The following is a 13,809-nucleotide window of genomic DNA, read 5'->3' on the forward strand; positions in this document are numbered from 1 at the left end:
CTCACAATAACGTCCGTTACGCTGTCGGCAATTGAACCACATCAAATCGACCCGCGGTGCATGCACGCCGGTCGGCAGAACACGGGAGACAGGATCATGACGCAGATGTTCGAGGCCGGACTCGGCCGCCGCGACGCCAATTACGTGCCGCTCACCCCGATCGACTTCCTGGTCCGGACGGCCGAAGTCTACGGCGAGCGCCTTGCGATCGTGCACGGCGACGTGCGGCGCACCTGGGGCGAGACCTACGCGCGCGCGAAGCGGCTGGCGAGTGCGCTCGCACAGGCGGGCGTCGGCCGCGGCGACACGGTCGCGGCGATGCTGCCGAACATCCCGGCGATGGTCGAGGCACACTTCGGCGTGCCGATGGCCGGCGCCGTGCTGAACACGATCAACACGCGGCTCGACGTGCCGTCGGTGCTGTTCATGCTGCGTCATGGCGAGGCGAAGGTGCTGATCGTCGACACCGAATACGCGGAGCTCGCGCATCGCGCGGCGCTCGAGGTGCCGGGCCTGAAGATCGTCAGCGTCGCCGACGCGATGCCGGCCGATCCCGCGTGCTTCGCGGGCGCGACCGACTATGAGGCGTTCGTCGCCGGCGGCGACGCCGACTACGCATGGACGCCGCCCGCCGACGAATGGGATGCGATCGCGCTGAACTACACGTCCGGCACGACCGGCGACCCGAAGGGCGTTGTCTACCACCATCGCGGCGCGTATCTCGCGGCGATCAGCAATCTCCTCGAATGGGACATGCCGAAGCACGCGGTGTATCTGTGGACGCTGCCGATGTTCCACTGCAACGGCTGGTGCTTCCCGTGGGCCGTCGCGGCGCGCGCGGGCGTGAACGTCTGCCTGCGCAAGTTCGACGCGAAGACCGTGTTCGACCTGATTCGCCGCGAACGCATCACGCACTATTGCGGCGCGCCGATCGTGCAGAGCGCGATCGCGAACGCGCCGGCCGAATTCCGCGAAGGCATCGACCACACGGTGCACGCGATGGTCGCGGGCGCGGCGCCCGCGCCGGCCGTGATCGCGAAGATGAAGGAGATCGGCTTCGACCTGCTGCACGTGTACGGGCTGACCGAGGTTTATGGCCCGGCGACCGTGTGCGCGAAGCAGTCGCACTGGGAAGCACTGCCCGATGAAGAGCTCGCGCGGCTCAATGCGCGCCAGGGTGTGCGCTACCACCTCGAAGCGGGCGCGACGGTGCTCGATCCCGACACGATGGCGCCGGTGCCGGCCGACGGCGAGACGCTCGGCGAGATCATGTTCCGCGGCAACATCTGCATGAAGGGCTACCTGAAGAACCCGAAGGCGACCGACGAGGCGTTCCACGGCGGCTGGTTCCATACTGGGGACCTCGCGGTGCTGATGCCGGACGGCTATATCCGGATCAAGGATCGCAAGAAGGACATCATCATCTCCGGCGGCGAGAACATCTCGAGCATCGAGGTCGAGGACGCGCTGTACCGGCATCCGGCCGTCGCGGTCGCGGCCGTCGTCGCGATGCCCGACCCGAAATGGGGCGAGGTGCCGTGCGCGTTCGTCGAGCTGCGGGAGGGCGCGAGCGCGACCGAGGAGGAGATCGTCGCGCACTGCCGGCAACTGCTGGCGGGTTTCAAGGTGCCGAAGGCCGTGCGCTTCGGCGAGCTGCCGAAGACGTCGACCGGGAAGATCCAGAAATTCCAGCTGCGCAACGCGGTTGGTTCGGACAAGGCGATCGACCTGGCGGGCGGCAAGAAGTAGCGGGTGACGCGGCCATTTCGGCCGCTGTCGCGTGTGCTGTCGGATTTGTCGCGTTGGCGACCGTTACGCATCGCAATCGGACAGCATCACGCGCGCCGAGAATGAGGCGCGATGCTGTGTTTCGTTCAGGCGAACGAGATCACCAGCTTTTTCCCGCAGGCCGCCGCATATTTTCGCAGCGTCGAGAACGACGGTGAATGCTTGTCGCTGGAAAGCGATGCTTCCAGGCGCGACACGGCTGATGCGGTCGTCCCCATACGTTCGGCAACTTGCGCCTGGGTGAGGCCGGCATCCCGACGAGCGGCCAGTAGTGCGTCGAGTGCCGTGAATTCCTCATCGAGCGCGTCATAGGCAGCCTTGACCACCGGATCGGCGAGCAGACGTTTCGTATCGGCTTTCGTGTGCATGACCGGCGCATACCGGTCCTCACGCTCACGAGCAGGGCGTGCGGCTTTAGCCATTGTGTACCTCTTTCATTCGGTTACGGGCGATGCGTAATTCGCTGTCAGGCGTTTCCTGAGTTTTCTTGACGAAGGAGTGCAGGACAACGATATGCTCACCGACCTCCATGCAATAGAAAACACGCCCGATACCTTCGCGGCCCTTGGGGCGTAGTTCAAAGAGACCGCCGCCCATTGCTCGCGAGTGTGGCATGCGAAGGTCAGCTCCGTACGACTCCATCAATTCAAGCAGTCTCAGATAACTGGCGAGAATTCCTGGCGGCAGGTCGAACACATCGCGTTTGACACGTTCGCTGTAGTAAGTGACGGTCCAATTCATCGGCGAATATTAGCAAATTTGCTAATATTCGGCAAGGTATGAGCAGGGGTGATGCAGGAGGGTTGTGTGTGTCAAAGCGGGCGCCACGTCGCGCGCCTCAATGCACGACGAGCCACGCGACGGCCAGATAGCGGCCGACTTTCGCGATCGTCACGATGACGAGAAAGGTCGGCAGCGGCTCGCGCAGCACGCCGGCGATCATCGTCAGCGGATCGCCGATCACCGGCGCCCAGCTCAGCAGCAGCGACCAGCGGCCGTAGCGCGCATACCAGCGCTCGGCGCGCGCGAGCGCGGCGGGCTTGACCGGAAACCAGCGGCGCTCGCGGAAGTGCTCGATACCGCGCCCGAGCGCCCAGTTGATCACGGAGCCGGCGACGTTGCCGATGCTCGCGACGAGCACCAGCGCCCACACGGGTTCGCGCCCGGCGAGCAGCAGGCCGGCGAGCACGGCTTCGGACTGGAGCGGCAACAGGGTCGCGGCGACCATCGACACGGCGAACAGGCCGCCGTAAGTGAGCAATTCGGACATCGCGCGATTGTACCGGCCGCACGCCGGCCGGCCCGGGTCGCTCGGTCACATGGTCACAGGCTCACGATGTCACGCGGCATCGGCCGTGCCGAACAGCAGGTGCGAGATCACCGACTTGTCGACGGGTTCGTCGTTGAGCGTGCTGGCGAGCAGTTCGCCTGCAAGCTGCTGCGGCGAGAACACCATGTCGGGCTTCAGCAGGCGCAGCCGTTCGAGGTTGCGCTGATGGTTCACGAGCGCGACCGTGCGCACCGACGGCGCGATCTCGCGGATCGCGAGGATGATGAACGCGTTTTCGGCGTCGTCGGAGCGCAGCGCGAGCACGGCGCGGGCCGTTGCCGCACCGGCATTTTCCAGCACGGCATGGTCGGTCGCATCGCCGACGATCAGGTCGGTCGCGGCCGCGTAGTTGTGCTCGACGCCGGCCGGCACGACGACGGTCACCGCGTAGCCGCGCTTGCGCAGCCCGTCGTGCACCGCATGCGCGACCGGCGTCGCGCCGACGATCAGGAAATGATGCTTGCGGATCACGTTCGAAAGGCCTCCCTTGACGATCCGTTTCAGATTGCCGCCGATCACGGGGCCGACGACCGCGCTGATCGACGTCGCGAACACCGTGATGCCGAGCACGATCACCGACGCGGTGAACAGGCGCGCGGTCGGCGCGTGCGGCACGATGTCGCCGTAGCCGACCGTCGACATCGACACGATCGAGAAATAGACGGCGGTGGCGAGATCGTGGACGGGCGGCGTGAATTCGTCGCCGAGATACAGCACGCCGAAGGTCGCGTAGATCAGCAGCGACACGATGCTCAGCAACGCGAACAGGCTGCTCGCGGCGACACTCGCGCGGTCGAAGTGCCGCCAGTAGTACAGCAGCGCGACGACCAGCGCGGCCGTATAGACGAACACCGCGTGGTTGCGATAGCCGCCGAGCACGCTGATCGCGGCGGCCGCGACGAGCAGCAGGATCGACAGCACCCACGCGACGCGGGCGCGCAGCACGATGCCGATGGCCATCGTCGCGAGGCCGGCCGCGACGACCACCTGCGGCAGCACGACGAGTCCCGCGTTGTCGACGAGGTTCAGCGCATCGGCGAGCCATGCGTGATGCACGCCGAGCTTCGCATGCTCGACGACGGGGCGCAGCACCATGAGCGCATCGAGCGCGAGGAGGAGGGCGAGATACCAGTGCAGGCCGACTGGCGCGAACAGGCGCCGCAAGCGGGTAGTGACGTGCTTCATTCAGTCGCCCGGCGAGCCGGGCATGTCCAACGAACCAGCCGCTACCCTAAAGCATTCGGCGATCGGCTGCTTTTTCGAGGGGCCTGACGATGGCCCCGACGAAGCGCGTGCGCGCGGCCGTTCAGTTCCAGCCGACCATGATCGCGCCCATCCCGACGAGCAGCCCGCCGGTCACGCGGTTCATCGCGCGCATCCGCGCCGGCCGCTGCAACGCGCGGCTCAGCCGGTGCGAGAACAGCGCCATCGACGCGACGCCGCCCGCGAACAGCAGCGCGAACGTCGCGGCGAGCAGCAGGTATTGCTGATTCAGGCTCCAGCCGTTGCCGGGGCTGATGAATTGCGGAAAGAACGACGGAAAGAACAGCAGCGTCTTCGGATTCAGACCCGACGTCGCGACGCCGCGCCAGAACAGCGCGCGGTGCGAGTCGGTTTCCGGAGCGGCGTCGGCAAGCCCGGCCGACGTGGCGGGCGCGCCGGCCGGCGCACGGCTGAGCCATTGCTTGCAGCCGAGCCACACGAGGTAGGCGGCGCCCGCCCAGCGCAGCACGGTCAGCGCGTGCTCGTCGAGATGCACGAGCGAATTCAGGCATAGCGCGGTCAGCGCGAGTTGCAGCAGCACGGCGAGCGTGCCGCCCCACACGCACGGCAGCGCGCGGCGCCAGCCGGCGCGCAGCGCCTGGTTCATCGTGAGCAGGTTGACGGGGCCGGGCGCGTAGATGAGAACGACGGAAGCAGCGAGGAACGACAGGTAAAGCTTGAACGACATGACGGGAAGTTGCAGGAACGGGGAGATAGGCGCCGGCCCCGCACGCGGTCGGATAGGCGTGCGGGCGGCGGGGAATCGCATGCCTGCCGGCCGGCGCCGCAACTCGTGATTGCGGCCTTGCGTCCCGGTGCGAAGGGGTTGTCGCGGGGAGCGTGCCGGGCAGCAGGCATGGTGAAAATGTATCAAGCGCGCCGGTTAAAAGGCTTCCTGTTTTCCAGCAAAACGGGCCTGAAACCAGAATCCTGTTCAGATATAATGCCGATTTTCAGTAGAAGATTCTTCTTATCATGGCTACCCGCGAACGCTCGCCGAAAACGCTCGACAATCAGGACCGCAAGATCCTCGGTGCACTGCAGAAAAATGCGCGTCTGTCGAACGCCGAACTGGCCGAACAGATCGGCATGTCGACCACCGCGTGCTGGAACCGCACGCGGCAGCTCGAACTGGACGGTTACATCGACGGCTATGTCGCGCTGGTCAACCAGCGCATGCTCGGCTACGCGGACATCGTGATCCTCGAAGTCACGCTCGATCGCCACGAAGACGACGCGCTCGCGCGTTTCGGCTCGGAACTGGCGGCGTTGCCGGAAGTGCTCGAGGCGTATCTGGTGTCGGGCGAGTACGACTACTGGATCAAGGTCGCGGTGGATGGCACGGCCGGCTACGAGCGTTTCCTGCGCGAAAAGCTGTACAGGATTTCGAGCATCCGTCACAGCCGCTCGATGTTCGCGCTGCGCTGCATGAAGGATGTGCCTTCGATCCAGGTGTGAACGTTCGGGCGCGGGTCGCTGCGCACGCAGCACTGCGTGGTTGTCCATCGCCCGCGATCGGCGTGCGCGCCCATCGCCAACGCGCAATGCGTGCCGGTCGGCGTTCGCGTCGAGCCGTAATTGAAGGTGAAACGAAAGTAATCGAAATGCCTTCGACAGGTTGACGTCACCGGTGATTCATTCACGGTCAATATCCTGCTGTTCGTCAGGAATTATTACTGTCCATTACGGCCGGGCGGTGAAAGCGTTCTCATTCGACGAACAGGAGCATGCCCGTGTACAAGATTCTCGTCCTTGCCGGAGTGGTTGCCGCGACGTTGACCGCATGCAACAGCGATTCCGTGAACACGACCGCGACGCTCGGCGACACGACGTCGACGCTGCTGTCGACCGGACAGCGCATCACGCCGTCGGCCGCGCCTGGCACGACGCTCGTCGCGCTGAATCCGGGGCTGCGGGACCTGCCGGACCTGATTGCCGGCCAGCCGGTATCGGAGGCGCTCAGCCCGGACCGCAAGACGTTGCTGGTGCTGACGAGCGGCTACAACAACAGGCTGGACGCGGGCGGCAAGCTGATCAATGCCGATTCGAACGAGTATGTGTTCGTGTTCGACGTATCGGGCGGCACGCCGGTGAAGAAGCAGGTGCTGCCGGTGCCCGATACCTACGTCGGTATCGCGTTCGCGCCGGATGGCCAGCATTTCTACGTGACCGGCGGCGGCGACGACAACCTGCATGTGTTCGCGTTGTCGCAGGGCGCATGGGGCGAAGCCGGCGCGCCGATCGCGCTGAATCACAAGGGCGGCAACGGCCTCGGCAGCTCGCCGCTCGCGACCGGCGTCGACGTGACGGCGGACGGCAAGCGCGCGGTCGTCGCGAACCGCTATCACGACAGCGTCACACTGGTCGATCTCGCCGCGGGCGCCGTGCTCGCCGAACGCGATCTCCGCCCGGGCAAGAGCGGCGGTGCGTCGGGCACGCCGGGCGGCGAATATCCGAACGCGGTTCGCGTCGTCGGCAACAAGACGGCCTACGTGTCGAGCGAACGTGATCGGGAGATCGTCGTCGTCGATATCTCGACCGGTGCGCCGCAGATCGTCGCGCGTATTCCGGTCAAGGGCAACCCGAACAAGATGGTGCTGAACCGGGCGCAGACTCGCCTCTACGTCGCGTCAGACAACGCCGACATCGTGTCGGTGATTGATACGACATCGAACAAGGTGGTGTCGAGCGTGTCGACGGTTGCGCCCGCGGGGCTCGTCACGGAAATGCAGTATCGCGGCGCGTCGCCCAACGGCCTCGCGCTGTCGCCGGACGAAACCGCACTGTACGTGACCAATCGCGGCACCAACGACGTCGCGGTCGTATCGCTGTCCGGCGATACGGCGAAAGTGACCGGACTGATTCCGACCGGATGGTATCCGTCCGATGTCGCGGTCGGCGCGAACAATGCGCTCTACATGGTCTACACGAAGAACATGCCGGGGCCGAATCCAGGCAACTGCAAGGACAGCGGCCGGACCGTGCCGTGCCCGGTCAAGAACTCGCCCGTGCACCTGGTGCAGAACCAGTACATCGAGCAGTTGAGCAAGGGCGGATTCATGTGGATGCCCGCGCCGGACAGCGCGACGCTCGATCTGCTGACGAAGCAGGTCGCCGACAACAACAGCTTCAATGCCGCGCTCTCCACCGCCGACGTCGCGACGATGAACGCGCTGCGGCAGAAGATCAAGCACGTGATCTATATCGTCAAGGAGAACCGCACGTATGACCAGATCCTCGGCGATCTGGGCCGCGGGAACGGCGATCCGTCGCTGGCCGAGTTCCCGGACGCGACGACGCCGAGCATGCACGCGCTCGCGAAGACGTTCGTCACGCTCGACAATTTCCACGATTCCGGCGACGTGAGCGGCAACGGCTGGCCGTGGTCGACCGGCGCACGCGAATCCGACGCCGGCGCGAAGATGCTGCCCGTCAACTATGCCAGCAGCCCGGCACGCAGCGGCTCGCGCGGCGGCTCTTACGACTGGGAAGGCCAGAATCGAAACGTCGACGTGGGCCTGACCGGCGCGCAACGCACGACGGCGAACCCGCTCACGCCGGCCGATCCTGACCTGCTGCCCGGTACGGCAGACGTGTCGGCGCCGGACGGCCCGTCCGACGCCGTACAGCAGGGCTATATCTGGAACGCCGCGTTGCGCGCGGGCCTGACGGTGCGCAACTACGGCTTCTTCATGGATATCTCGCGCAACGGCGGCCCGAACGCGATTCCGATGGATCGCACGCCGTTCGCCGACAACAAGGTGCAGGGGTATAGCGTGACGCCCGCGCTCGTCGATCGTACGGATCCGTATTTCCGCGGTTACGACAACGCGTATCCGGACCTGTACCGCGAACTGGAGTGGGAGCGCGAATTCAACCAGTTCGTCGGCAACGGCCAGCTGCCCGCGCTGACGCTGTTGCGCCTGCCGCATGACCATACCGGCAGCTTTGCGTCGTCGCTGGACGGCGTCAACACGCCGGAGCTCGACATGGCCGACAACGACTATGCGGTCGGCCGCGTCGCGCAGGCGCTGGCGAACAGCCCGTATGCGTCGGACACGCTGATCTTCGTCGTCGAAGACGATGCGCAAGACGGACCGGACCACGTCGACGCACATCGCAGCACGGCATTTGTGATCGGGCCGTACGTGAAGCAGAACGCGGTGGTCAGTACGCATTACACGACGGTCAACATGATCCGCACGATCACGGAGGTGCTGAATCTCGATCACCTCGGGCTGTTCGACGCGACGCAAGGGCCGATGACCGATGCGTTCGACCTGAGTCAGACGAAGTGGACGTACAAGGCGGTCGCGTCGGGGCTGCTCGCAAACACGCAGTTGCCGATCCCGGCGGGAGACATCCGGACGGCGGCGCTGAAGCCGACGCACGGGATGCGCTACTGGGCAGCGGTCACGCGTGGGATGGACTTCTCGGTCGAGGACCGGCTCGATGCGGTCGCGTACAACAAGGTGCTGTGGAAGGGGCTGATGGGGGCGAAGGCGTACCCGGTGCGGCCGGGCGACACGCAGCAGGCGACGCGGCGGCACGACGACGATGACGACGCGCGGCCGACGACCGCGAGGCATGCGGTGAAGGGCTGACGCTCCCCGGCGCAGGCCGTGGCGGAAAGCAGCCGGGTCACGAATGACGGTCGTCTCGACGAACCGTCATTCGTTTCAAACCCGTCCTGCCCCGGTCGTTCCGTTCAGCGCGGCAGGCGCGCGTGTGCTTCGGCGATGACTGCGCAGTTCTCGAGGTGGAGTGCCCAAGCTTCTGCAAGCAGCTCGCCAACACGTGCGAGCCAGCCAGCGGATTGGGTGGAACGATCGGAGACATTAGACGTTTGCATGACGAAGCCCCATATAGGTGGCGAGTTAGGGATAACCCTAATCATAGCGAAACGTCACCGCCTTGTGAAATTCGATTTCGTTATATGAGAATTACTGACATTTCATGTTGCTGCCGCGCAACATGGATATCGGCTCCCTTTGCGTGACGGCCAGGCGCGGCGAGGCCGTGCCGGCACGGCCTCACGTGGAGAATGAGAGGGGAATTCGAGCGTCGGGGAAAAAGGGCGCGATTACCGGCCGATCCACCCGAACCGCCACGACAGCCGCCGCGTCGCGGCGAGCAGCGTTTGCGCGAGGTCGCTGTCGGGCCCGCGCGGGAAGCCGCGCGACGAGCCGATGATCGCGATCACGAGCCGGATGCTGCCGGTGTGATCGAACACGGGCGCGGCGACCGTCCCGATGCCCGGCACCGGCGCGTCGAACGCGAAATCGAGCGCGTCCGCACGGATCGCCGCGAGCCGCGCGCGGAATGCGTCGTCGGCCTGCGCGGCGGCGCCTGCGAGGCGCACGGGCTCGTTGGCGAGCAGGTCGGCCAGCACGTCGTCCGACATGCCGGCCGCGAAAATCCGGCCGATCGCCGTATTGACGAGCGACATCACGGTGCCGACCTGCAGGCTCACGTGCTGCGGTCGCGCCGATTCTTCGAGGCGGATCACGGTCGGGCCGAGCGGCCCGAGCGTCGCGGCCGCCACGCTCATGTCGGTCGCGCCGGCCAGCGCGACGATCTCGGCTTCCGCGTCGCGCGTCGGCGACACGCGCTGCATCGCGATCAGGCCGAGCGCCTGCCCGAGCGGGCCGCCGTCGAAGCAGCCGGCGTCGTCGCGGCTCAGCAGGCCGATCTTCTGCAGGCTGACGAGATGCGGAAAGGCCTTCGCGGCCGGCATGCCGGCCGCCGCCGCGAGATCGCGCAGCGGCAGCGCGCGGCCCGCCGACACCAGCGCGAGCAGCAGCTCGCCGGTGCTGTCGAGCGCATTGATCCCGCGCTGCGCCTTCGCGTCGTCGGCCAGCGCGGGCGGCACGCACGGGGTGGCCGGGGCCGCGAAGGGCGCGGGCGGCGGAGCGGCGTGCGCCGCACCGAGCGACGCGGTGGCCTGTCGTGCCGCGTCGCGCAGCGCCGCCGCGATCGGGCCTTCCCAGCCGACGTCGATCGAGCCGGTCGAACCGATCACCGTCAGCGCGAGCTGCAGTGTTCCAGCCGCGTCGAACACCGGCACGCACATCGCGCTGACGCCGGGGCTCGGCAGGTCGACGCCGCGCTCGATGCCGCGTGCGCGGATCGCGCCGAGTTCGGCCTGCGGTACGCCGGCGTCCGGCGCGGGCTGCTCGGCGCCCGCGAGCGTATCGCCCGCGCCGGCCTGGCTGGCCGCCATCGCATCGAGTTGCGCGGGATCGCCGAACGCGCGGAATACGCGTCCGGTCGCCGTCGTGTCGAGCGACATCACCGAACCGACGTGCAGGTTCACGTGCAGCGGATAACCGCCGTGCTCGATGCGCACGATCGTCGGGCCGAGCGCGCCGGGCACCGACACCGCGACGCTCAGGCCCACCGTTTCCGCGAGCCGCACCGCGTGCGGCAGCGCCGCGCGGTAGGCCGGCTGACGCTCGATCGACATCAGCCCGAGCCGCAGCGACAACGGGCCCGGCTCGTAGTTGCCGGTGATCGCATCGCGCTTCACGAGCGCGAGCCGCGTCAGGCTGACGAGATAGGTGTGCGCCTGCGCGGTCGACAGGTCGGCCGCCGCGGCCAGCTCAGACAGGCCGAGCGGCTTGCGCCGGCGCGCGAGCGCGTCGAGCAGCCGGCCGCCGACCTCGACACTCTGGATCCCGCGCTGCGTCTTGGGCGGCGCATCGTCTGCGCTGACTTCGTGGTTCTGCACGCGATGATTCTTCCGTTGACGAAACCCCGCATGGTATCCGACGCCATTTAGCGCGCCAGCCCGCAGGTTTACCCGTATTAGACAATAGCAAGCGACTTTGTCATTGACAAATTATCGATGCGGGAAGATGATCCGCTCACTCCCCTCAACACATGGCTCGCAGCCACGGAACGCAACATGGCCAAAGCATTCGCCTCCCAAGCCGATCTGGAAGAGAAGAAAGTCACCTGGACGAAGCTGTCCGAGAACGCGTATGCGTATACCGCCGAAGGCGACCCGAACTCGGGCGTGATCATCGGCGACGACAGTGTGCTGATCGTCGACACGACCGCGACGCCCGCGATGGCGCAGGACCTGATCGCGAAGATCCGCAGCGTGACCGACAAGCCGATCAAGCACGTCGTGCTGTCGCACTACCACGCGGTGCGCGTGCTCGGCGCGTCAGCGTATTTCGACGAAGGCGCGCAGCACGTGATCGCGAGCCGCGGCACGTACGAGATGATCGTCGAGCGCGGCGAGGCCGACATGAAGTCGGAGATCGAACGTTTCCCGCGCCTGTTCGCCGGCGTCGAGACGGTGCCCGGCCTGACCTGGCCGACGCTCGTGTTCGAGCGCGAGATCACGCTGTTCCTCGGCAAGCTCGAAGTGAAGATCATGCATGTCGGGTCGGGCCACACGAAGGGCGACACGATCGTCTGGCTGCCGTCGCAGAAGGTGCTGTTCTCGGGCGACCTCGTCGAATACGACGCCGCGTGCTACTGCGGCGACGCACAGCTCGAACAGTGGCCGGCCACGCTCGAGGCGCTGCGCGCGCTCGGCGCCGAGAAGCTCGTGCCGGGCCGCGGCCCCGCGCTGCTGAATCCGGCCGAGGTCGACAAGGGCCTCGACTACACGAAGGATTTCGTCACGACGCTGCTCGCGCAGGGCCGCAAGGCCGTCGAGCGCAATCTCGACCTGAAGGCGTCGATGGCGCTTACGCGCGAAGCGATGGATCCGAAGTTCGGCCACGTGTTCATCTACGAGCACTGCTTGCCGTTCGACGTATCGCGTGCGTTCGACGAGGCGAGCGGCATTACGCATCCTCGCATCTGGACCGCGCAGCGCGACAAGGACATGTGGGCCGCGCTGCAGGACTAAGCGGCGCGCGGCGGCGGGGCGTTCACATGAACGCGTCGCCGTTTCCCTGACGGTTGCGGCATCCGCTGCGGCATTGCGCCGCGGTGCCGGCAGCCGTATCCGGTCTCACAAGAAAGCAGGGCGCATGCACGCCCTCGGAGACTGCCGCGCGCTCGAATCGCGCGGCCCGTTTGGAGAGAGACATGCCCCAATCGCTTCCCGTCGAAGCGACGCTCGCGCACGCGAGCGCTTCGGCGCCGACTTCCGCATCCGAATCCGAATTCAGCGACGCGCTGCTGTTCCGCAAGATCGCGTGGCGGATCGTCCCGTTCCTGTTCCTCTGCTACGTCGTGTCGTTCCTCGACCGCATCAACATCGGCTTCGCGCAACTGCAGATGAAGCACGATCTCGGCTTCAGCGATGCGATGTACGGCCTCGGCGCCGCGGTTTTCTACGTCGGCTACGTGTTCTGTGAAGTGCCGAGCAACCTGCTGCTCGCGCGGTTCGGCGCGCGCCGCACCTTCACGCGGATCATGCTGCTGTGGGGCATCGCGTCGACCGGAATGATGTTCGTGTCGCAGCCGTCGCATTTCTACGTGCTGCGCTTCCTGCTCGGCGTGTTCGAAGCCGGCTTCTTTCCCGGCATCGTGCTGTACCTGACCTACTGGTTCCCGGCGAACCGGCGCGCGGCGGCGATCTCGGTGTTCTTCGCGGGCGTCGCGGTGGCCGGTGTGCTCGGCGGCCTGATGTCGGGCTGGATCATGCGCGACATGAGCGGCGTGCTCGGGCTGCACGGCTGGCAATGGATGTTCGCGATCGAAGGGGCGCCGGCGATCCTGCTCGCGTTCTTCGCGTTCACGTACCTGGTCGACCGGCCGCAGGACGCCGCGTGGCTCACGCCCGACGAAAAGGCGCGCGTCGCCGCGCTGTGCGCGGACGGTCGCGGGCACGGCAGCGCACACGACGGGCGCAGCGTCCTGGCCGCGCTTGCGAACCCGCGCGTGTACCTGTTCGCGTTCATCTATTTCTCGCTGACCTGCGCGTCGTTGACACTCAATTTCTGGATGCCGCTGATGATCCGCGACTTCGGCGTGACCGACGTCGTGGCCGTGAGCCTCTACACGGTCGTGCCGAACGCGGTCGGCGCGGTGGGGCTGGTCCTGATCGCGCGCCGCTCGGACCGCACCGGCGAGCGCCGCAAGCACTTCGCGTGCTGCACGATCGGCGGCGGGCTCGCGCTCGCGGCGCTGACGCTGCACCTGCACAGCTTCGCCGCGATGCTCGCGTGCCTGTCGATCGCGGCGACGCTGATCTTCGCCGCGCTGCCGATCTTCTGGGCCGTGCCGACCCGCTACCTGTCGGGCAACGCGGCCGCCGCCGGGATCGCGCTGATCAGCAGCATCGGGATCACGAGCGGCATCGTCAGCCCGTGGGTGATCGGGATGATCCGCACGCGCACCGGCAGCATGGATCTCGCCGTGTACCTGCTGGCCGCGCTGCTGGTGGCCAGCGGCGCCGCGCTGATGCTCGGCGTGAAGGGCGAAGCCGCGCCGCGCGGCTGAGCGAGCAACGGCCGGTCGTG

Annotated in this window: 11 protein-coding genes; 5 read left to right on the forward strand and 6 right to left on the reverse strand. The window is 66.6% G+C overall.

All coding sequences use genetic code 11. The features are described 5' to 3' along the window. Nucleotides 1–96 precede the first annotated feature (96 nt). Nucleotides 97–1,749, forward strand: coding sequence for an acyl-CoA synthetase (locus BFF94_RS06275; protein ID WP_128842008.1), 1,653 nt, complete (start codon nucleotides 97–99; stop codon nucleotides 1,747–1,749). 125 nt (nucleotides 1,750–1,874) lie between these two features. On the opposite strand, the gene BFF94_RS06280 is transcribed toward BFF94_RS06275, so the two are convergent. The 5 genes from BFF94_RS06280 to BFF94_RS06300 form a co-directional block, all read right to left on the reverse strand. Next, nucleotides 1,875–2,156 carry a helix-turn-helix domain-containing protein gene (locus BFF94_RS06280; RefSeq protein WP_246637240.1) on the reverse strand — a complete coding sequence of 94 codons (282 nt, stop codon included), beginning with the start codon at nucleotides 2,154–2,156 and terminating at the stop codon, nucleotides 1,875–1,877. A gap of 46 nt (nucleotides 2,157–2,202) precedes the next feature. Then, nucleotides 2,203–2,529 carry a type II toxin-antitoxin system RelE/ParE family toxin gene (locus BFF94_RS06285; protein ID WP_128842010.1) on the reverse strand — a complete coding sequence of 109 codons (327 nt, stop codon included), beginning with the start codon at nucleotides 2,527–2,529 and terminating at the stop codon, nucleotides 2,203–2,205. 97 nt (nucleotides 2,530–2,626) lie between these two features. Then, the gene (locus BFF94_RS06290) at nucleotides 2,627–3,058 is read right to left on the reverse strand and encodes a YqaA family protein (RefSeq protein ID WP_128842011.1); all 432 of its coding nucleotides are present in this window, start codon (nucleotides 3,056–3,058) and stop codon (nucleotides 2,627–2,629) included. A gap of 69 nt (nucleotides 3,059–3,127) precedes the next feature. After that, a complete protein-coding gene (gene kch / locus BFF94_RS06295) occupies nucleotides 3,128–4,303 on the reverse strand; it encodes a voltage-gated potassium channel protein (protein ID WP_128842012.1) in 1,176 nt (391 codons plus the stop codon). Nucleotides 4,304–4,424: 121 nt separating this feature from the next. Further along, nucleotides 4,425–5,069: a LysE family translocator gene (locus tag BFF94_RS06300; protein ID WP_219139111.1), complete on the reverse strand. Its 645-nt coding sequence runs from the start codon at nucleotides 5,067–5,069 to the stop codon at nucleotides 4,425–4,427. Nucleotides 5,070–5,356: 287 nt separating this feature from the next. On the opposite strand from BFF94_RS06300, the gene BFF94_RS06305 reads away from it, so the two are divergent. Further along, nucleotides 5,357–5,839: an Lrp/AsnC family transcriptional regulator gene (locus tag BFF94_RS06305; protein ID WP_128842013.1), complete on the forward strand. Its 483-nt coding sequence runs from the start codon at nucleotides 5,357–5,359 to the stop codon at nucleotides 5,837–5,839. Nucleotides 5,840–6,114: 275 nt separating this feature from the next. After that, nucleotides 6,115–8,985: an alkaline phosphatase family protein gene (locus BFF94_RS06310; protein WP_219139112.1), complete on the forward strand. Its 2,871-nt coding sequence runs from the start codon at nucleotides 6,115–6,117 to the stop codon at nucleotides 8,983–8,985. 479 nt (nucleotides 8,986–9,464) lie between these two features. Here BFF94_RS06310 and BFF94_RS06315 read toward each other — a convergent pair whose 3' ends face one another. Beyond that, on the reverse strand, nucleotides 9,465–11,111 hold the full coding sequence (locus BFF94_RS06315; RefSeq protein ID WP_219139113.1) for an IclR family transcriptional regulator: 1,647 nt from the start codon (nucleotides 11,109–11,111) through the stop codon (nucleotides 9,465–9,467). Between the two features lie 177 nt (nucleotides 11,112–11,288). Between BFF94_RS06315 and BFF94_RS06320 the strand changes: the two genes are divergently transcribed. Both BFF94_RS06320 and BFF94_RS06325 read left to right on the forward strand, forming a co-directional pair. Continuing rightward, on the forward strand, nucleotides 11,289–12,248 hold the full coding sequence (locus tag BFF94_RS06320) for an MBL fold metallo-hydrolase (protein WP_048245347.1): 960 nt from the start codon (nucleotides 11,289–11,291) through the stop codon (nucleotides 12,246–12,248). Between the two features lie 182 nt (nucleotides 12,249–12,430). After that, nucleotides 12,431–13,789, forward strand: coding sequence for an MFS transporter (locus BFF94_RS06325; protein WP_128843220.1), 1,359 nt, complete (start codon nucleotides 12,431–12,433; stop codon nucleotides 13,787–13,789). Nucleotides 13,790–13,809: the final 20 nt, after the last annotated feature.

Source organism: Burkholderia catarinensis (assembly GCF_001883705.2).
Taxonomy (GTDB): domain Bacteria; phylum Pseudomonadota; class Gammaproteobacteria; order Burkholderiales; family Burkholderiaceae; genus Burkholderia; species Burkholderia catarinensis.